Source organism: Sporosarcina ureae (assembly GCF_002101375.1).
Lineage (GTDB): Bacteria > Bacillota > Bacilli > Bacillales_A > Planococcaceae > Sporosarcina > Sporosarcina ureae_B.
The window spans coordinates 1,332,026-1,351,453 of the sequence record NZ_CP015207.1 but is presented as its reverse complement, the minus strand read 5'-3'; the positions used below and the strand labels follow the sequence as shown (position 1 = coordinate 1,351,453).

24 protein-coding genes, 1 other RNA gene and 1 pseudogene are annotated in these 19,428 nt (G+C 38.1%); 17 read left to right on the top strand and 9 right to left on the bottom strand.

The window, feature by feature from the left end; translation table 11 throughout:
• Positions 1-49: 49 nt before the first annotated feature.
• The 6 genes and pseudogenes from SporoP8_RS06695 to SporoP8_RS06670 all read left to right on the top strand — a co-directional run bounded on the left by SporoP8_RS06695 (position 50) and on the right by SporoP8_RS06670 (position 4,464).
• Entirely contained in the window at positions 50-688 is a 639-nt protein-coding gene (locus SporoP8_RS06695) for a pentapeptide repeat-containing protein (protein WP_085131789.1), read from the top strand.
• A 168-nt stretch (positions 689-856) separates the two neighbouring features.
• Positions 857-1,338 (top strand): annotated as a pseudogene (locus SporoP8_RS06690) (GNAT family N-acetyltransferase).
• Positions 1,339-1,431: 93 nt separating this feature from the next.
• The gene (gene msrA / locus SporoP8_RS06685) at positions 1,432-2,097 is read left to right on the top strand and encodes a peptide-methionine (S)-S-oxide reductase MsrA (protein WP_085131788.1); all 666 of its coding nucleotides are present in this window, start codon (positions 1,432-1,434) and stop codon (positions 2,095-2,097) included.
• Between the two features lie 96 nt (positions 2,098-2,193).
• The gene (locus SporoP8_RS06680; RefSeq protein WP_085131787.1) at positions 2,194-3,366 is read left to right on the top strand and encodes an MFS transporter; all 1,173 of its coding nucleotides are present in this window, start codon (positions 2,194-2,196) and stop codon (positions 3,364-3,366) included.
• A gap of 11 nt (positions 3,367-3,377) precedes the next feature.
• Complete coding sequence (locus SporoP8_RS06675; protein ID WP_085131786.1) at positions 3,378-3,962, top strand: histidine phosphatase family protein; 585 nt, start codon at positions 3,378-3,380, stop codon at positions 3,960-3,962.
• Positions 3,952-4,464 carry a YcxB family protein gene (locus tag SporoP8_RS06670; protein WP_085131785.1) on the top strand — a complete coding sequence of 171 codons (513 nt, stop codon included), beginning with the start codon at positions 3,952-3,954 and terminating at the stop codon, positions 4,462-4,464. The genes SporoP8_RS06675 and SporoP8_RS06670 overlap by 11 nt, the downstream gene beginning before the upstream one ends.
• Positions 4,465-4,498: 34 nt before the next feature.
• Here the strand turns inward: SporoP8_RS06670 and SporoP8_RS06665 are convergent, their stop codons facing one another.
• Positions 4,499-6,121, bottom strand: a complete 1,623-nt coding sequence (locus SporoP8_RS06665; RefSeq protein ID WP_085131784.1) for an ABC1 kinase family protein — start codon at positions 6,119-6,121, stop codon at positions 4,499-4,501.
• A 29-nt stretch (positions 6,122-6,150) separates the two neighbouring features.
• A complete protein-coding gene (locus SporoP8_RS06660) occupies positions 6,151-6,342 on the bottom strand; it encodes a hypothetical protein (RefSeq protein WP_085131783.1) in 192 nt (63 codons plus the stop codon).
• Positions 6,343-6,469: 127 nt separating this feature from the next.
• Here SporoP8_RS06660 and SporoP8_RS16510 point away from each other — a divergent pair, with 127 nt between their 5' ends.
• A complete protein-coding gene (locus tag SporoP8_RS16510) occupies positions 6,470-6,619 on the top strand; it encodes a hypothetical protein (protein WP_157111232.1) in 150 nt (49 codons plus the stop codon).
• Between the two features lie 49 nt (positions 6,620-6,668).
• On the opposite strand, the gene SporoP8_RS06655 is transcribed toward SporoP8_RS16510, so the two are convergent.
• Positions 6,669-7,415 (bottom strand): AAA family ATPase, encoded by a 747-nt coding sequence (locus SporoP8_RS06655; RefSeq protein ID WP_085131782.1) that lies wholly within the window; start codon positions 7,413-7,415, stop codon positions 6,669-6,671.
• 50 nt (positions 7,416-7,465) lie between these two features.
• Complete coding sequence (locus SporoP8_RS06650; RefSeq protein ID WP_085131781.1) at positions 7,466-8,257, bottom strand: class II aldolase/adducin family protein; 792 nt, start codon at positions 8,255-8,257, stop codon at positions 7,466-7,468.
• A gap of 175 nt (positions 8,258-8,432) precedes the next feature.
• Here SporoP8_RS06650 and SporoP8_RS06645 point away from each other — a divergent pair, with 175 nt between their 5' ends.
• The 3 genes from SporoP8_RS06645 (at position 8,433) to SporoP8_RS06635 (ending at position 10,520) form a co-directional block, all read left to right on the top strand.
• Complete coding sequence (locus SporoP8_RS06645) at positions 8,433-9,254, top strand: Cof-type HAD-IIB family hydrolase (protein WP_085131780.1); 822 nt, start codon at positions 8,433-8,435, stop codon at positions 9,252-9,254.
• A 145-nt stretch (positions 9,255-9,399) separates the two neighbouring features.
• Positions 9,400-9,936: an acyl-CoA thioesterase gene (locus SporoP8_RS06640; RefSeq protein WP_085131779.1), complete on the top strand. Its 537-nt coding sequence runs from the start codon at positions 9,400-9,402 to the stop codon at positions 9,934-9,936.
• Between the two features lie 236 nt (positions 9,937-10,172).
• The gene (locus SporoP8_RS06635; protein WP_085131778.1) at positions 10,173-10,520 is read left to right on the top strand and encodes a rhodanese-like domain-containing protein; all 348 of its coding nucleotides are present in this window, start codon (positions 10,173-10,175) and stop codon (positions 10,518-10,520) included.
• 154 nt (positions 10,521-10,674) lie between these two features.
• On the opposite strand, the gene tatA is transcribed toward SporoP8_RS06635, so the two are convergent.
• Entirely contained in the window at positions 10,675-10,887 is a 213-nt protein-coding gene (tatA, locus tag SporoP8_RS06630; protein WP_029054194.1) for a twin-arginine translocase TatA/TatE family subunit, read from the bottom strand.
• 135 nt (positions 10,888-11,022) lie between these two features.
• Here tatA and SporoP8_RS06625 point away from each other — a divergent pair, with 135 nt between their 5' ends.
• The 3 genes from SporoP8_RS06625 to SporoP8_RS06615 are packed head-to-tail and all read left to right on the top strand — an operon-like array spanning position 11,023 to position 14,653.
• A complete protein-coding gene (locus SporoP8_RS06625) occupies positions 11,023-12,438 on the top strand; it encodes a spore germination protein (RefSeq protein ID WP_232319227.1) in 1,416 nt (471 codons plus the stop codon).
• Positions 12,435-13,532, top strand: a complete 1,098-nt coding sequence (locus SporoP8_RS06620) for a GerAB/ArcD/ProY family transporter (protein WP_085131777.1) — start codon at positions 12,435-12,437, stop codon at positions 13,530-13,532. Before SporoP8_RS06625 ends, SporoP8_RS06620 begins: the two co-directional genes overlap by 4 nt.
• Positions 13,529-14,653, top strand: coding sequence for a Ger(x)C family spore germination protein (locus SporoP8_RS06615; RefSeq protein WP_085131776.1), 1,125 nt, complete (start codon positions 13,529-13,531; stop codon positions 14,651-14,653). Before SporoP8_RS06620 ends, SporoP8_RS06615 begins: the two co-directional genes overlap by 4 nt.
• A gap of 360 nt (positions 14,654-15,013) precedes the next feature.
• On the opposite strand, the gene SporoP8_RS06610 is transcribed toward SporoP8_RS06615, so the two are convergent.
• Together SporoP8_RS06610 and SporoP8_RS06605 are read right to left on the bottom strand one after the other, a co-directional pair.
• The gene (locus SporoP8_RS06610; protein ID WP_085131775.1) at positions 15,014-15,511 is read right to left on the bottom strand and encodes a DUF3231 family protein; all 498 of its coding nucleotides are present in this window, start codon (positions 15,509-15,511) and stop codon (positions 15,014-15,016) included.
• Positions 15,512-15,577: 66 nt separating this feature from the next.
• Complete coding sequence (locus SporoP8_RS06605; protein ID WP_085131774.1) at positions 15,578-16,063, bottom strand: antibiotic biosynthesis monooxygenase family protein; 486 nt, start codon at positions 16,061-16,063, stop codon at positions 15,578-15,580.
• A 152-nt stretch (positions 16,064-16,215) separates the two neighbouring features.
• Here SporoP8_RS06605 and SporoP8_RS06600 point away from each other — a divergent pair, with 152 nt between their 5' ends.
• The gene (locus SporoP8_RS06600; protein WP_085131773.1) at positions 16,216-16,539 is read left to right on the top strand and encodes a four-helix bundle copper-binding protein; all 324 of its coding nucleotides are present in this window, start codon (positions 16,216-16,218) and stop codon (positions 16,537-16,539) included.
• A gap of 56 nt (positions 16,540-16,595) precedes the next feature.
• On the opposite strand, the gene ssrS is transcribed toward SporoP8_RS06600, so the two are convergent.
• Positions 16,596-16,790, bottom strand: a non-coding RNA gene (gene ssrS, locus SporoP8_RS06595) — 6S RNA.
• 111 nt (positions 16,791-16,901) lie between these two features.
• Here ssrS and SporoP8_RS06590 point away from each other — a divergent pair.
• The gene (locus SporoP8_RS06590) at positions 16,902-17,135 is read left to right on the top strand and encodes a hypothetical protein (protein WP_085131772.1); all 234 of its coding nucleotides are present in this window, start codon (positions 16,902-16,904) and stop codon (positions 17,133-17,135) included.
• A 417-nt stretch (positions 17,136-17,552) separates the two neighbouring features.
• On the opposite strand, the gene SporoP8_RS06585 is transcribed toward SporoP8_RS06590, so the two are convergent.
• The gene (locus SporoP8_RS06585) at positions 17,553-18,188 is read right to left on the bottom strand and encodes an HD domain-containing protein (protein ID WP_085131771.1); all 636 of its coding nucleotides are present in this window, start codon (positions 18,186-18,188) and stop codon (positions 17,553-17,555) included.
• A 282-nt stretch (positions 18,189-18,470) separates the two neighbouring features.
• Here SporoP8_RS06585 and SporoP8_RS06580 point away from each other — a divergent pair, with 282 nt between their 5' ends.
• Both SporoP8_RS06580 and SporoP8_RS06575 read left to right on the top strand, forming a co-directional pair.
• Positions 18,471-18,986 (top strand): type 1 glutamine amidotransferase domain-containing protein, encoded by a 516-nt coding sequence (locus SporoP8_RS06580; RefSeq protein ID WP_085131770.1) that lies wholly within the window; start codon positions 18,471-18,473, stop codon positions 18,984-18,986.
• Between the two features lie 219 nt (positions 18,987-19,205).
• Positions 19,206-19,388, top strand: a complete 183-nt coding sequence (locus SporoP8_RS06575; RefSeq protein WP_085131769.1) for a hypothetical protein — start codon at positions 19,206-19,208, stop codon at positions 19,386-19,388.
• The last annotated feature ends 40 nt before the right edge of the window (positions 19,389-19,428 follow it).

The window sequence follows — 19,428 nt, the reverse complement described above, 5'->3', positions numbered from 1 at the left end:
CGTAAGACGATAAATCTTTTATAGAAGCTTGAGAATAGGAGTTCAAATTATGAAACTACATCAGCCTAAAATACCGGGGCATTTAACACCGGTACAGTTACAAGACTTACTACACGAAGAGGATTCATCCCTCCAAAATGCAAGTGTTATCGATTCACGAATAGATGGGCAAACAATAGAACGGGCACAATTAACAAGTATGCTCATTAAGAATTCTAGTTTTCAAGGAGCTATTCTAGCGGAACTATTCGCTACAGATGTTCGATTTGAAAACTGTGATTTTTCCAATGCAGACTTGACGGGTATAAGTATTCACCGAGTGAGTTTTCATAATTGCAAAATGCTTGGTGTCAACTTTATAAATGCCCGATTTACGGATGTGTTATTTGAGGAGTGTATTTGCAATCTTTCTGCGTTTGTCCATACAAGGTGGGAGAGAGTACAGTTCGATAACTGCCAAGTAAAAGATGCAGATTTCTTCGATTGTAAACTTAAAAACACATACTTTCTGAAGTGTAATCTGGATGCGGTAAGCTTTGACGAAACACCTCTTAAAGGAGTAGAGATCAAAACTTCAGAATTCGAGAGCATGACAGTATCTATGAAAGAATTGGATGGTTGTATTGTATCCTCTATGCAGGCGATTCAATTCGCTACCATGTTGGGATTAGATATCCGTGATGAATAGAGCGACATAATTAAGTTTTAAAAATACTCATGAGAATAAGATCTCATACATTTACTCTCTCCTAAATTATGCTACACTCACTCATTGATTTTCTTTTCCAACAGCCTTAAAGTAGGGGTATAGTGAATGTTCACGGAATAAAATAATTGCTTTTAAAGGGGCTATGCTATGTTTGTACATCAAGTAACAGAGGATATTTCATTGAAACTGATAGGACAGAAAGATGCAGACGTATTATTCGCACTGGTAGATGGATCAAGAGAGTACTTACGTGAGTGGTTGCCGTGGGTTGATTCCAAGCAGGTATAATGTATAAAGGAGTCTTGGCGGGTTTTGCAGGGTTCCATTCAGTTAACAATACAAATAAGCAAACGAGTATTGGCTATTGGCTGGCGCAAGATTATCAAGGAAAAGGTATTATGACTGCGGTCGTGTCTGCGCTACTAGACTATGCATTTGAAGAATATGATCTACACCGTGTAGAAATCCGATGTGCTACGGAGAATAAAAGAAGTCAGGCAATTCCTGAGAGATTAGGATTTAAGAAAGAAGGAGTCATTCGTGACGGCGAGTTTCTATATGACCATTATCATGATTTAATCGTATACGGTATGTTAGAAGATGAGTGGGGAAAACATAAAAAATCTTGAGACGTTTCATGCAGAGTCCTTCTCGAAATGGACTCTGTTTTTTATTATGTTATTTTGTATAGAGTACACTTAACATAAAGGGGATGGCTAGTCATGTTAACTACTATTGAAATTGATAAAGAGCTAACGAAGAACAGAGACCTTGAAACCGCAACATTTGGAATGGGTTGTTTTTGGGGACCAGAAGCGCGCTTTGGCAGCTTGCCAGGTGTCATCAGAACACGAGTAGGGTACACAGGCGGAACTACGCCAGCGCCAACATACAAGACGATGGAAGATCATACTGAAACGTTGGAAATTGATTATGATCCGACGAGTATATCTTACGAAGAAATACTTCTACATTTTTGGCGTAATCATTATCCAAACCGTGATCAATACAAAGGGCAACAATACGTTTCATCATTGCGCTATCATAACCTGCAACAAAAACAGATAATCAGTTTAGTCAAGAGAGAAATGGAGATAGAGCTTGGAGAATCAATTGAAACAGAAATCACCCCATTAGGCCATTTTACATTAGCTGAAAACCGCCATCAGAAATATTACTTGAAGCGTTATCCGAATATATTGGAGCAGTTACATTCATTATATCCTTCTGCAGAGTCGTTGATTGATTCGACGTTTGCAGCAAGAATGAATGGATTCGTTAAAGGTTTTGGCACGCGTGATCAAATTGTGAATGAAATGGAAAGCTGGCCATTACATGAAAATGTACGACAACAACTCATTCAGCAGTTCTTGAAATTAAAGTGGTGAAATCACTGGAACTCTGAATCTTTTCTTCTTGTAACTTTATTCTGTGGTTGCTATGATATTCCAATATCAACTTAGACTGAACGTAGGAGAGAGTAGATGAAAAAGGAAACCATCACGTTGGGTCTGCTACTGACCAATTTACTAATTGCATTTTTGGGAATTGGATTAGTTATACCTGTTATGCCAAGATTAATGAATGAATTACATATATCGGGTACAGTGGTTGGCTATATGGTCGCGACTTTTGCGATGGCTCAACTGCTTGTTTCACCTTTTTCAGGAAGATGGGTAGATACATTTGGCCGAAAAAAGATGATTGTCGTGGGTTTAATCATTTTTAGTTCTTCCGAATTCTTATTTGGGATTGGACAGACATTGCCGGTACTATTCGCATCTCGGATTTTAGGTGGGATTAGTGCTGCTTTCATTATGCCAGCTGTTACTGCCTTTATTGCTGATATTACAACAATGGAAACACGCTCTAAGGCATTAGGTTTTATGTCTGCTGCCATATCTACGGGATTTATATTAGGTCCAGGGGTTGGCGGATTTTTAGCGACATATGGTACTCGAGTTCCTTTCTTCTTCGCTGGAGGACTCGCTTTGTTTGCGGCGATCTTTTCCTTTATTGCATTGCGTGAACCGGAACGTTATCGAGAAGCCGTAGCGGAGGATGCAACTAAACCGGGGTTAAAGAGGATTTTTGCTCGCCATTATTTTATTGTCTTTATTATTATATTGATTTTATCTTTTGGCCTAGCATCATTTGAATCCATTTTCAGCTTGTTCGTTGATCATAAGTTTGGATTCACACCTAAAGACATTGCCATCATCATTACAGGAGGCGGGCTAGTCGGAGCGGTTGCACAAGTCGTGTTATTCGACAAACTGGCGAGAACGATAGGGGAGAAACGTCTAATCTTTTTCTGTTTAGTCTTTTCGTCCATTTTAGTTTTTCTGACGACGTTCGTCCAAAGTTATGTTTCCGTACTGGCTGTTACGATGATTATCTTTGTAGGGTTTGATTTGATACGACCTGCAGCAACTTCATACTTGTCAAAAATCGCGGGAAATGAGCAGGGGTTTGTCGGCGGTATGAACTCGATGTTTACGAGTATTGGAAATGTATTTGGTCCAATCATCGGTGGGGCTTTATTTGATGTAGACGTAGACTATCCATTCTACTTTGGTGCATTTGTATTATTACTTGGCGTAGTGTTGAATTATATATGGATTAAGAGGACGCCATCTTTCAGACCTAATATCTAGGGGGAATTGAATTGACCATTATTGGTTTTGTTCGGCATGGTGTGACGGCTTGGAATAAAGAAGGGCGTGCACAAGGAAGTTCAAATATTCCGTTGGACGAAGAAGGGGTAGAGACTGCCAAAAAGCTGGCACTGCGCTTGGCAAGTGAGGAATGGGACGTTATTTACACTAGCCCTATGACACGTGCTAGACAGACAGCAGATTTACTAGCTAGGCAGTCGGGGATTGAAGTCGTGGAAGATAATCGACTTCGTGAGCGTAGTGGCGGATTGATTGAAGGAACGACGGAGTCAGAGCGGCAGCAGAAGTGGGGACCGCAGTGGAGGGAACTAGATTTACAGTTTGAAACGGCAGAAAATGTTATAGCGCGAGGTCTTGAATTTGTGAATGAACAGGTCCGAAAGATTCCCAATCAACGTCTGATCGTCGTGAGTCATGGTAGTTTTATCAAACGGATCATTGTGGCCTTGATGGAAGATGAAAAATATACAGTCAAGATCGATAATGCTTCATTGACTATAATAAATATAGAAGAGAAAAGTTGCTTGCTGTTAAATGACACAGCACACCTTACGGGAGGAATAAATGGAAATTGATTATGATTTAACGGAACAAGATGTGGTTGCTTTTAATTTGTATCATGTGAAAACTTCTAAAGTCGGTAAAAATTCATTACGATGGCAGCGGTATATATCACCGTTAATATTTTTATTGTTTGCATATTTTTTATCGATCTTTACTGATATGACGAAAGGTCCGTTGTTTGCTACGTTTGGAGTAACTGCTATTCTATGGGTGATCTTTTATCCGAAGTATTTCTACTTTCATATTACACGGCAAGTGAGCAAGATGCTTAGAAGTGGTAAGAATGAAGGACTTGTTGGGACACATTCTATGAAGATGAATAAAACAGGAATTGCAGATCAGACAGCCATGGGTGAAACAAAGGTACAATGGGCTGGCGTGAAACAGCTAATAGAAGACTCGGCTTATTTCTATATTTATACGAGTACGGTGAGTGCATATATTATTCCAAAGCGAGATGTATACTCGGTCGATGGGCTGAAAAGTTACATCCAACAGCGGATGATTACGTAAATAAAAATCAGAGGCTACCGAGCCCCTGATTTTTTTATTTTCCCAAGCGATGATATTTCCAAAATGAAATGAGTAGTATTACACCAGACCCAATCAATAGTTCGACATTGAGATCTATCAAGCTATAAGTAAATGTAGCGAAAGATCCAACCGCGATGAATCCGGCAAATAGACGGTTTTGCATCTTCACTTGAAATTTACGATGATCTATATCTCGTTGTTTGAGATAAGTATGGATCAATGCAGGTTGCTCCAAATAGGAAGAGATTTTTGGAGCAAAGCTACGAACCTGTCCAACACCGTTTAATACTGTGCGTTGAAATTCTTTTCTATTCGTGAATGGGTTTTTATCTTTACTCTTCTTCTTAGCCCATTCAACTAAACGGGCGCGTGTAATAGCAAGTAAATCTATTTCGGGATCTAGTATATAAAGCACGCCTACAAATACTGAGACTGCACGACCTAAAAATGCAAATTCAGCAGGCATTTGAACAGGTTGAGTTCGGACGATGACTTGCAGATCTTGTAGAAGATTCTCTACAACCATACTATTCATATCGTATAAATCATTTGACTCGTACGCTTTAACAACTTTCTCGATTGCGTCAGCCAATACTTTACGATCCGCATTTGGCAGTAAAAAGTTCATAGTTTCGAGTCCGTCGATGACCCGATCGTATTGTTTCAAAATTATACCTTCTGTAACAATAAACATTGCGTCCGCATCTTCTTTTGTAATATGTACTACCATACCAAAATCGATCAATACGAGCGTACCGTCTGGCCGTATAAGAATATTGCCGCCATGAGGATCCGCGTGGAACTGACCCCCTTCAAGAACTTGTTCTAAAAATAAACGAAAGAGTCGGGTAGATAAATCTTTGCGATCAATATGATGTTGTTCGAGAAATGCCAGATCAGTTATTTTAGAACCTTCAATCCATTCCATTACAAGCACTTTGCGAGTCGTATATTCATCATAGTAGACGGGAAATTTTACCCCTGTCATATTAGGAAAGCGTTCAGCAAAACCTCGTCCGTTTCTCATTTCTTCCAAAAAGTTTAATTCCGCTCCGATTACATCTGTCATTTCTCTATACAGTACATTTAAATCAATCTGTTTGCTTAATGAAGACCATTTTTTCGCGAGCCAAATGACAATTCGTACTGCTTTAAAATCTGCACGCAAAATTCGTTCAATGTTAGGACGCTGAATTTTTATAGCGACTTCTGCTCCATTATGTAATACTGCTTTGTATACTTCGCCGATAGATGCGGATGCGACAGGCTTCGACGTAATATCCCTAAGATACTCGCTATGCGGTTTTCCCCATTCATCATCTAGTAATTGTAATGCCATTTCAGAAGGAACTGGTGTTACTTGATCAGTCAGACCTTCTAATTCTTCAATGAATGATGCGGGCATGATATCTGCACGTGTAGAGAGGAATTGCCCTAGTTTGACGAGTAATCCACCTAATTCAAGAGCCGTCTTTTTATAGACTTTTGCTTGATTCGTAACTAGTGTATTCCATTTTTCGGTGACAGTCGGTGTGAAATTACCTCGGTGACGTTTCTGGAATAATAGGACTTGAATAAAAAAAGTGACCGCCATCCAGACAATGCGTATAATACGATAACTAGCAGAACGCTTCATAGGTAGCACTTCTTTCTGCAAAAAGATATTTACTTTTTAATGGGTTTCATCTCTTTCAGGCCAATTCTCATAGCGGCTACAGCACACGTAACATTCAATATGATTGCGATCGCTAAAAATAACCATTTCAATTTTTCGGGTAAATCGAGAAAAACCGCTGAAAATAAAAATGCGAAGCCGATTACAAGCATGGACAAATAGATAGCCAATTTCTTAGACAAAAGTAGTCCACCTTTCCTAAATACTACCCTCATTGTATCATGAAAAAACAGGTAATTAAAAATGTGAGTTTTTATTTCATGAATACGGGGAATAATAAAGTTACATAATCAGACAGGAGTGTGGAAAATGACAAAGAGTTATGCAGATACACCCAAAGATGATCACGATAAGAGTTCAGCAAAATTAGCTAACGATGCAGCAAAAAAAGCAGAAGAACAAGTAGAAGAAATAAAGAAGGAAGCAAGGGAGCAAGTTAAAAAAGAAAATAAGGAATGACAAAAAGCGATTATTTCCTCGGAAATAATCGCTTTTTCATCCAGTTAATTTATTTCAGCAAATAATGTAATATACGATCTTTATCATCAAAAAACTGCTTCATAATTTGGTAATGGCTAGTTTCTTCTAGCGTCGTTTCTTGCACACCTTCATCTGTGAATTCGATAATTTTTGCACCAGGATAAGATAGTAGAAGTGGGGAGTGTGTTGCAATTATGAACTGTGAGCCTTCACCTACCAAATCGTGAATCCTGCTCAACATGGACAGTTGACGCATTGGTGATAAAGCTGCTTCCGGTTCATCTAGTAAGTAAATGCCATTCCCTCTAAAGCGATGAATGAAAGTAGCCCAAAATGATTCGCCATGGGACTGTTCATGTAGTGAAGTGCCCCCGTAGCCATCAATAATCCTTGGACTAGGACTTGGTGCACTATCTAACTCTTCAATTGTAGTCGCTAAATTGTAGAAAGTTTCAGCACGCAGAAAGAATCCATCAGTTGGTCTGATGACGCCTTTGATGAGTGTAATATATTCATCCAATTTGGAGTGCGAATCATAAGTGGAAAAGTTGAAGTTAAGTGAACCACCTTCCGCATTAAAACCAAAGGCAACTGCAATAGCCTCAAGTAACGTAGACTTTCCCATACCATTCTCTCCGACAAAAAATGTCACGTTCGGATGAAAGTCTAGCTCGGTTAGCGTGTTGATACTAGGCAAATGAAATGGATAGTCTTCAAATGATGGAACTCGATCACGCTTCAAACGTATTCCACGAATGAATGGGTCTGTATACATATGATCCCCCTTTTCTCTATTTCATTTTAAAAAGTAGTAACGTAAAGTAATCAATCCAATAGGTCGGGTTCTTCACTCACAATTTTTTCCCATAGTGGTTGGAAGTTTTCCCAACCATCAATATCTCTACCAACTTGTTTTGCAGTGCTTGCTGCATGCTCAGGAGGAATCGGACTTACTACACCGGCAGCTTCTGCGAGTAATTGAACCTGGCATGAACGTTCCAACGTAATAAACCAAAATGCAGCAGCATCAACAGTTTGTCCAACCGTTAACGGGCCGTGATTCTTCAGAAACATCGCTTTATTATCCGCTAATGCATTTGCAACTTTTACCCCCTCATCATCCTCATACACGACACCAGAAAACTCATTCAATACAGAGTGATCATTGTAAAACGCGCAAGCATCTTGTGTTAATGGATCGATCAATCTACCAGTTGATGCCCATGTCTTTCCGTATACAGGATGCAAGTGAACTGAAGCAGTGACGTCCGGTCTTGCTTCGTGAATAGCAGAGTGGATCACGAGGGCAGATTTATGAAGAGAATATTTACCCTTTACTACTTCTCCGTCAGGATTTACCATCACAAGATCGGATGCTTTGATCTTGCCAAACGGTATGCCATAGGGATTAACCCACATATGATCTTTGAACTCTGGATCACGATACGTCGCGTGACCTGCTACACCTTCAGTAAAACCGAAACGATCAAACAGACGGAATGCCCCTGCTAATCTTTGTTTATTATATTGACGTTCTTCTTCAAGAGTCGAAAATGTTGGATATTGTAAATAATCTGTTATATTCTCTCCCCTTACACGTTCTTCAGTAATATTCATTAAATAAACCTCCAAATTTTTTTAATAAAAAAATACGCTCTCTAACAACAATAACGTGCCCTTACAAAAATATCAAATGCAGTATATAGTGAAATTTCAAGCAACTTTACAGCGAATATGGCCAATAATTGATAAACTACATGGTAGACAATGAGATATGAAAGGGGAATAGAAAATGAATCTAGATAAAAAGATCGTATTCTTTGATTTAGATGGAACATTAATGAATCATGATAAAACAATTTTGGAATCGACGAAACAATCTCTTACGGCATTACGGGAGAAGGGCATATACACTGTTATTTGTACTGGCAGAGCTCCACTTATGTTCAACTGGTTGCTAGAAGAACTATCGTTTGATTCCTATGTTTCCATGAATGGACAGCATGTAGTATTGGATGGAGAAGTAATTTACTCGAATCCTATGAAGCCAGAAGTTATACGACAACTTACCGAGTTTGCGCATAAACAAGGACATGGATTGACATACTCCACGTTTGAGTCGTTCGTAACGAACGTTGAAGAACACCCACTTGTTCAGGAGGGAACCGCACGTTTAAAAATACCGTATCCTCCTGTAGATCCTAATGTATATTCTCACTCTGTCGTGAATCAAGTACAAATTTACTCTACTCCTAAGGAAACCAAAAAGTACATGGAGTTATTCAAGGATTATACCTTTATAAGATGGGATGAAAACTCGGTAGATATGTTGCCTGAAGGGGCTTCTAAGGCAATTGGTATTCAAAAAATGCTTGAACACATGAATATTCCTATTGAAAACAGCTATGCATTTGGGGATGGTGCGAATGACATGCAAATGATCAAGATGGTAGGTATCGGGGTAGCAATGGAGAATGCTATACCCGAATTAAAAGAAGTAGCAGATCTCGTCACTGCATCTTGTTCAGAAGATGGTATTATGAAAGGCTTGATCAGTTTAGGGTTGTTAGAAGAAAAAGATATTCCATTACTGCATGACAGTATGAAACAGTAATACAAGTGATATAATTAAAATTTCAATCTTGACAGTTGTGTGAACGAAGAGTATCGTTAGATGATATACAAAAAAACAATTATTTAATTTTTCAAATTACTCAAGGAGTGATTTGTTTCACATCTTGGAGGAGGCCATATTTACAATGAAACTAGAAAAGCAGTGTCGAGAATCAAGGGTTGTACGAACGAGCAGAGTATTCCCAAATGATGTCAACAACCATAATACATTGTTTGGCGGACGTTTAATGAGCGATATCGATCAAATTGCATCGATTTCAGCAGCTCGACACAGCAGAGCAGATTGTGTTACGGCATCTATGGATTCCGTAGACTTTCTGTATCCAATCCGTCCTTCCGATTCAGTCTGCTTTGAGTCATACGTGACTTGGACTGGAAAATCTTCTATGGAGATTTTCGTAAAAGTTATTGCGGAGGATTTGGCGACTGGTAATTGTAAAATTGCAGCCACCTCATTGTTAACATTTGTTGCATTGGACGAAAATAAAAAGCCACTAACTGTTCCACGTGTCATTCCTGAAACAGAAGAGGAAATATATTTACATGAAACTGCACCGCAACGCGCAGAAATTCGCTTAATGCGTAAACAGCAAAGTAAAGACTTGGCCTCAGTATTAACGAATAATTATCCATGGCATGATCCAGTACAAGTGAACGCATAAAAATTCTTAGTTAACTTAGTTTGACTGAGAATTTTTATAAAGTATGTATAATATGTAACATTGTGCTCCATACTACTTATAGATAGGACGTTCTCTAATCAATTTCTTGGAGGATACCTATCTTTTTATTGTTCAAAAATATATTTAATAATATAAAACGTCTGGACGTATAAAAAAACAGTTAATTAAAGCTATAATGAGAAGTATCATAGAAAAATAAGGAGATGGATTCATTTATGGTTAAAACGATAACTGCTGAACAATTATATAGGAAGATAAAAGGTGAGGAAGCACTTATCCTAGTAGACGTACGTGCTGAGGATAAATATAATCATTTTCATATCAAAGCTACGAATGTGGAAGATATCAACGTACCGAAAACGGAGATCTTCTCGTTAGAAGATAAAGTAGAGAAAGTGATTCCACAGTTGCCGAAAAACAGTGAAATCATTATTACTTGTACGACAGGAAATTCCGCGACCACATGTGCAAACATCCTTTCTAGTAGGGATTACGATGTTACTGTATTGGAAGGTGGGATTACTGCGTGGAAAGAATATGTTAGTAATAAGTCACTAGAATGAATACAAGTTAGCAGGGTAGCAATATAACACATGTTTTGTTTCTTTATGTACGTATTATTTATGAGAGAAAATGTAAAAAAACATCATATAGAAAAAGAGATATCCGTTGGAGTGCCATGCACAAAACCTTCGTAGATATCTCTTTTTATTTTTATTATTTTACTTGCTCTTTCGTCTCAACTTTTTGTACTTCTATTTTCTTAGGTTCATCGTCGTCATCCATAATGTCTTTTGCTGATTTTTTAAATTCAGACAATGTTTTACCAACTGCTGAACCAATTTCGGGTAATTTACGGGGGCCAAACAAAATTAATATAATCACTAAAATAATAATTAAGCCAGGCACTCCGATTGCGGCTAAGTTCATAGCGATTCCTCCTCTCATTGCTGAAAAAGATATAGTTCTCTATACATCATAACCTATTTTGATCTCATAAAACACTATTTGAAAATTTAAATGAGTAAGAGTATTTCCTTATTTTCGTGATTAAGTTTCCAATGATTGGACAAACTAACAGGTAACTTGTTGGATGAGAAAGAAGTGATAATTTTGGATGAAACAACCTGTCATATAGAACAGCCTGAATACTTTACACGTTTAGCTAAACGACTGGAACCGACTGCGGATTTAGTGAAAAAGACTTTGAAAAGTAAAGGTCGAGTCGTGCACTTACTGTATTTGAAAAGTGTAGTGGATATGATGCAACTACAAACAATCGTGGTGAAACCTTTCTATGAGATGTCACCAGAACAGAATTTTGCAGAGTATATTCATTCATTACCTTATGAAACCAAGATGCCAACTGGGGACGAAGAGGTTCTTATAGAAATAACGAAAGGCAATGTATTTGTCATGATCGACAAGCAAATAACGTTGCTGGAGTTGAAAGTGGTAGCAGCCAATGCGGTGCAAGACGCCATTATGGAACCTACAATTCACGGTCCTCAACTCGGACTCAGCGAGAGTATTGAAACGAATATTAATCTAATGCGGCAACGTTATCACAAGCCTTCCTTGATTGTTGAACCTCTTCAATTGGAAGATGCTTCAAATCGTGATATTGCATTAATTTACGATGGAGAAAAAGTAAATCCTCAGCTATTGAAGAAAATAAAAACGCGTATTCTCACTTTGGATGTGGAGCTGGTTCAGGCAAGCGGTGACTTACAGTATTACTTGAACAATAAAAAATACAGCCTGTTTCCAACAAGTCTTTTGACTGAGCGTCCCGATCGAATTCTTCATAATATGGCGAGTGGGAAAGTCATTATCTTAGTAGATGGAAGCCCACACGCAATTATTGCCCCTACAACGTTCTTTGATTTTATGATTTCAATGGAAGACCTGTATTATTCCTTTTGGGTAGTATCGCTTATACGATTTCTACGATATGCCGGGCTGTTTACATGTATTATGTTGCCGGCTATATATGTTGGAGTCACTTCGTATACACCAGAAGTCCTCAGATCTGAGCTTGCGCTAACAGTGGCAGCAAGCAGGATTGGTGTTCCGTATCCCTCATTTATTGAAGTCTTTTTTATGTTAATATTTATCGAACTACTGACAGAAGCTAGTATGCGTTTGCCGAATAGTATTAGCGCTACGGCTACAACAGTTGGAGGACTGATACTTGGAACCGCGGCAGTAGAAGCAGCATTGACTTCGAACATTATGGTCATCGTCGTCTCACTTGTAGCGATTTCCACATTTGTTATCCCAATCAGTGAAATGAATTATGCTGTCCGGGTTTGCCGTTTTTTTCTATTGGTATATACGACGTTGTTTGGTATTGCAGGGATGATGCTTGGAATACTTGGGTTATTGTTATACCTGGTGAACAAAGACAGTTTCGGTGAGCCGTATTTACGAATGTTTTGGAAAAATAGACAAGAAGAATTAAAGGCGGATGATTCATGAGCCGAATTGTCTATCTTTTACTCATATCAAACATGATCGCAAATCTTATTGCCTCTAGTCCGAGAATTTTATTCGCTAAAAGTGAACATGGGGCAATTGTCACGATGATCATCGCGCTGTTTTTTGGAGTATTTATGAACTGGGCATTGATCACTTCTTTTAAAGCGTTTCCAGGGAAAAGTTTACCGCAAATTTTAACGTTATATCTATCGAAATGGATTGCTATTCCTGCGTTATTTATCTTTGGAGTCATTTGGTATGTTTCAGGTCTTCAGACACTGATTACCTATATAGATATTCTTTTACGATTTATAACACCCGAGATGTCTATTTATTTAGTAATTGCGATGTTCATTCCAGTGGTTACATTTGGAATAATCATGCAGAGTCGAAATATATTATTTACAATTGAATTGGTGTTTATTTTAGCGCTTCCTGTTGCTGCATATTACGTAATAAAACTTTACTTTACTGAACAAGTTAGCTGGGATCAAGTGGCAATTGCGATGACATTTATTGATAACCCACCAGACTATACAGTATTCTCTGCGACGACCTATTTATTTGTAGGAGCTTTTGATATCATCATTTTCAATTCGCTACTGAAGAAAAAAATGACTTTCGGTATTAAACAAGCACTAATTGTGTTCAGTCTAGGAGTTTTTATGATTTTCACGACCTATTTTATACCGATTGGTGTATTGGGATTTGATCAAGTGGAAAATATTCTATACCCATGGATTCTGACCAGTGATTCTATTCGAATGAAGTTCGGAGTAATTGAGCGAGTGATATTTATCTTTTTGTTACTTTTCTTAGCTATTGCTTTCTTAAATATTACAATTCATTGGCATGTTGCTTGTAAATTATTTCAAAGTGTCTTTGATATAGAAAAAATGAAAATAAAGTCGCGTGAAAAAATTAGTTTTATGATAGTGATCGTGATATTTTGGTTAATTGCGATCTATACCACATTAAAAGTGACTGAGTATGATCTGTTTCTTTATAGTAAGTATTTCTTTAATTCGATTCCCATTGTATTCATTGGCCTGATGATTATTATGCTTGTAGTGAATAGGAGGGTGAAGTCTTGAAATTCCTCTCAGTGAGTAAATGGCTTATGGCGTTTTTATGTATGAGTGGCGTGTTGTTGCAATCTGGATGTGCTTTCAAAGACATTGATAAACGACTATTTGTGTCTTCGATTGGGATTGATCCTGCTGAACATATCGAGAATGGATACAAAGTAACAATGAAAGTCGCTTTGCCATTTGGTGCTATTAAGGATTCCGCCAAGCCGAGCTTTGCGTATCTTTCTCGTGAGGGACATTCGATAGGTGAAGCGATTCGCATGCTGGAAACGCATGTAGATAAAATATTGGAACTGGGGCATATGAAAACAATTATCGTTCATGAAAAACTTGTTAGGGATGATATGCAATCATTCATGGATTATTTTATTCGTCGCGGTGATATTCAATTAATCGCATATGTTGCAGGGGCTAGACCTTCTGCAGAATCTATTTTAAAAGTAGAACCTAATACTGAAGCGCCAGCATCAGTTGCTTTAATCAACTTCTTTGGTGGAACAGCGAATGATAGCCCATACGTCGTGACGACTTATTTGTTTCAATTGCGCAGAGATATACTCTCGGAAGGTATTGATCCTGTTTTACCACTAATTGAAACAAATGAAAAAGGCGATGAATTAATAGTGAACAATTCCATTGTAGTTGATACAAGGGAAGAACCGATTGTGCTATCTACTATTCACACGAAATACTATAACTCATTATTGAAAGGTTCAAATGGATTCACCTATCTGATCAGAGATGGAGGCCTTGAGTTATTGTTGAACATTAATCAAAGTAAAATGAAATATAAATTCGTACCTAGTAAAGGAAGTGTAGTGCCAAGTGCAATAGATATGCACATTGTGATGAAAGGAACGATAGGTGAAGCCAATAAAGATTTATCTGTAGCTAAATTGGATGAGTATAATCGATTGGCCTCAAAAGATGTGAAACAAAAAGTTCTACAATTTCTAACTAAAATGCAAGAGGAAAGTTTAGATCCTTTTGGTTTTGGCTTACGCTACCGAGCTACACGTTTGCATACAGAAGAGATATTTACTACGTGGCAACAGGCATATCCTAATATAGAATTCAAAGTGACTGTGGACGTCAAATTACAAGGGACAGGAACGATAGAATAATTAGTTCAAAAACGTCATCCATCAAAGTATAGGATGATGTTTTTTATTACTTTTTGTGACGACTTTTTACTATCTATGATTACGTCGCTCTTTATTTTCTAAGTTAGCTGGTTGCTGGCGTTTATGATCGAAGGTTACTCCTCACCGAACACCATACTATCCAGCCTTTGTAGTCGTTCAAGCTGAACAGGTCGTCCTTGGTGTTTTCTTTCGGTCTTTCGTTTCTTTATGGGAATATACGTTCTTCCTGATTTCTAAATGAATGTATTTTACTTAGTTAAACTGAGTGCAACTAAAGAATCTATTCACAATAAGAAAAAACTTCGCCAAGCGTATATCGCTGGCGAAGTTATGTGGTGATTAGTGCAAATGAAGTGGTGGAGGGATGATCCAACCTTTGGACTTATTCAAGCCCAGCAACTTGGCACCAAATGCGACTTTCTCCATATGACATTTAGCAAATAGTGTCGCAACATCTTCACGTAAACATTGACCCATCGCCATACTACATGAAACTAGTCCTTGGCCGACGTTGATGGACATAGCACCACTGATTTCGGGATCCATAAATCGTGCGCCAGCAGGAATATCCTCTGGGTTAGCTTTTGGTCTTTCTGGAAGGGCAGGAGGTGGAGTGATACCATTAGCTTTTAATATTTTACCGAAATCTTTATTCTCAGCTTTCATTGTTTTTATTGCTTCTTCTAGTAGCCGAATTAGGTCTTCATCTCCTGCATGATTAACAAATGCTTCATAACCACTGATTAGACCGTTATTCGCACCCATAAACGCCCATATAGCAGTGATTTCCCCGTAATGCATAGGCTGATCTTTTGGATTACCATCTAAAATACCCACAAAAACACTCTCCTCATCATTATTTTCAATTCAAGAGTAGTCTTTGCAGATATCGCTTATTTATACTTATTTTTTATAAGTCGTAACAAATGAAGGTCCTGAGAAGATATTAGGACGTTGATCGACACCATCTTCTGTACCGCGTTTCGCATGCGCTTTTCCGTAAGCTTGCGATTCTTGCCAATTTTTAAAGGATTGTTCGTCTTCCCACATAGTCAAAATCACGTAGGTGCCAGAGTGTACTGGTCGCAATACACGGATCGCTACGAATCCCGGCTCCGCCTCTATTAAACGTGCGCGGTTATTAAAGCGCTGTTCAAAAATCTCTCTACCTTCTTCAGTTACAGGAATATTGTTTAATACAGCGAAACGCCCAGATGGTAAATCTCCGCTTTGATCCAACACATCGTATTCGACGGCATGGTCAAGAGTGGTCGTTTCCGCTTCTTGCAGTACAAGCACTTCTTCATCATTATTCATTAATGACGCACGCGCTTCTTCTGGTAAGTTACCTGCTTCTTCTAGTGGACCTGTCCATTTAAATAGTTTCAATTCAAACACCTCATCTTTTTCTATTTTGTTAATTACTATGTATTATAGCTGAAAAATGAAAATGCTTTCAATGAATAAGGAAACAGTGAAGTGGGTTTGAGATTAAAATAAAAGGGGAGAATAAGAAACAAAATACTTTTGGAGGCGATTTAATGAACCAAAAATATGCGGATGTATTGGCTATATTAGAGGATTGTGTAAAGACGTGTAATCATTGTTTTGACGCTTGTCTAAAAGAAGAAGACGTTCGTATGATGGTTGACTGTATTCGACTTGATCGAGAGTGTGCAGATATTTGTTCATATGCAATCCAGGCAATTACCCGACAGAGTCCGTTTACAGATAAAATCTTGCAGCTATGTGCGGAAGTATGTGTTCAGTGTGCAGAGGAATGTGGTAAACACGATCATGATCATTGCAAGCAGTGTGCTGAAGCATGCCGCAATTGTGCGGAAGCTTGCCGCAGTATAACTTAATTCCTTATATAAAGATAAAACACCTTCCATTTTTAAGAAGGTGTTTTTCTCTGTTTATGTAAGCCGTGTTTGCCGTACTTAGTCATAGAAAGTTTTAAACCACCACTCCTCAAAGTGGGTGTTTGCGGAAAACGTTCCTGTATGTCTGGATTGCTAAAAAGGAATCCAGCATGCCATTTCCGTTTCGTAATAAACTCCCTTTTACAGCTTAAAGGTTAAAACTTAATGTCATACGAACAATACAGCTTGTAGATTTATCTTACACCCGGAATAGCGTAAATGCAATGGAAAGTTCTTCTGTTTTTTGAAACTAAAACGTATGATATAACGTATAGAAATGAAAAGACAAGGAGTGATCATGTATGGAACAGCATGAAAACAACTCGGAAAAGCAACAGTTGGTTACAAGACAGACAGAGGAAATCAGTACGTTGAATCAAGAAGTAGGTAAACTTCGTAAAGAGGTAAAACAGCTTCGTGAGGATATTGAGCTCATTGATATATTTCAAAAGAAACCTATCATTTCATCTGCAGTAATCGGGCAAGTCGGCAGTATAATTATCGCCATACTAGTTATCATAGGGATATTCTTTTAGATGGAAGACACTGCAATGCAATTATAAATTGGCGGCACTAAAGTTCTTGCTAGTTGTGTTGAAAAAGGGTTTTAGCGCGACATATAGTGCGCCTTAAAAGTGGTAACACTTGCTATTAAGGTCACGTATTATCATACGCAATAAGCGTGGGCAATCGGGAGACCGTGATCAAAGAATGAGCATTTTTGATTAAAAGTGTCATAGAAATGCTCATTCAGATTAATAGGATAGAAAATCAGATTTTCATTATGCATGGTCAGGAGGAGAAAAAACTAAGTCCTTCAGAACTGAAACGCTTAATTTATTTATGGATGTAGAAGCGATTTACTCAGATTAAAGAAGCAGAACGCACTCTCGTGACTTCAGTCGTAAGAAGTTCACTGCTCTAGTTCTACCTTCTTCGCTTGTAAATACCTTTTACTTTTCCTCTATTATACGCATGGTAATGTCAATTAACTCATTATGTTCAGTAAATCGTTCACTGAGCATATCTGTAAGTATATGTTTTAAAAAGTATTCTACACAGTTCATGTCTTGGAACATCAGTATTGTCCTTAATGCTTCCTCGTAGATTTCTATAAACAATGGCTCCGGATTATCCTTTTGGATCTCACCAAATGATTCGTACAGCAAATCAATTTTATCAGCAACGGATAATATGCGCCCCTCCAATGATTCATCCTTACCTTCTTTCAATCGTTCCAAATAGATAGCTTGAAACTCAGTAGGGAATTCTTTTTCTATAAACTTTCTGGTCATTTCCTCTTCCACTTCACCGAATAGCTTCTTCAATTCTTTCGAAGCGTATTTTACAGGTGTCTTAATATCCCCTGTGAATAGTTCTGCATAATCATGATTTAATGCTTTTTCATATAGGCTTTTCCAATCCACATTCTGTCCAGATTCCTCTTCGACAGTCCCAAGAAACTGGGCAATTTTTGTCACTTTAAATGAATGACTAGCGACGGAATGCTCCTGAAATTTGAACTTTCCAGGACAACGAATAATTTGTTCTAAATCAGATAGGCTTTTAAAGTATTGGTGTACCCCCAACAATATTCATCCCCTTTGTTTAGTATTTACAGTTTTAAAACCTGTTCATTCGTTTTTAAGAAGTCATCCCTACATACAGCTTTGTACTATATACGTGCCCTCATGTAGACATAATTATACGAGTAGGGGAGGACTCTACTAAGCAAAAAAGATATTCAATAACTATTACTATAATAACTCACTTGGTGGCTGAAGGGGAACTAGATTTCGAGTGATAATGTTTAGCCTCTTTATAATGTGGAATAGTATGTACAGAACATCATATAAGGAGTGGTAAGCATTATGGCTAAAATTGCAACAGTACTTGGAGATATGTTTGAGGACTCGGAATACATGAAACCGGCTACTGCTTATAAAGAAGCTGGACATGAAGTAGAAGTGATCGGTGCGGAAGCAGGAACAGACGTAACGGGTATGAAAGAAAATACAAAAGTGAAAATTGATAAAGCAATTGCTGATGCTAAATCGTCAGATTACGACGCATTGTTTATTCCGGGCGGATTCTCACCGGATATTTTACGTGCTGATGATCGTTTCGTAAAATTTGTTAAAGAATTTATGGATGCAAAAAAACCTGTTTTCGCAATTTGTCATGGGCCACAATTGCTCATGACAGCAAAAGCGCTTGAAGGGCGCGATGCAACAGGATACACATCCATTCGTGTAGATATGGAATATGCGGGTGCAAAATACGCTGACAAAGAAGTCGTAGTCTGTCAGAACCAACTCGTAACAAGCCGTACACCTGATGATATTCCAGCATTTAATCGCGAATCACTAAAACTGCTAGAAAAATAAAAAATATTCTGATCGTCAAGGTGTAAAAGCCTTGACGTTTTTTTTGTGACTTCAGCACATTATACCATCGCTTACAACATACGATAACAGTACTTATTAACATTCGTTGAAAAAGATTCTCAATTGCACTTGAAAAACATTCTCAATGAGAGTATGCTAAAAGCAACGAATAAAGCGCGGAGACGATCGCGTCTTACAAATGAAAGGTCGGGATCTAACATGTATAAGATTGTTGCGTTGGCGGTATTAGCGGGGATTGTATTAGGTGCAGCAGCTGGATTTTCCTTTGGAAGTAAAGAGCTGGTAGGTATGTTCGCCGGAATGGCCGCGCTCACGTTTATTGCGGCACCGGCAGCGGTCGTCTATGCAAGTGAAAAGAAAAAATGGCATCAAGCTCACTAATACAAAAAAGCATCCAAATTATTGGATGCTTTTTGTATGG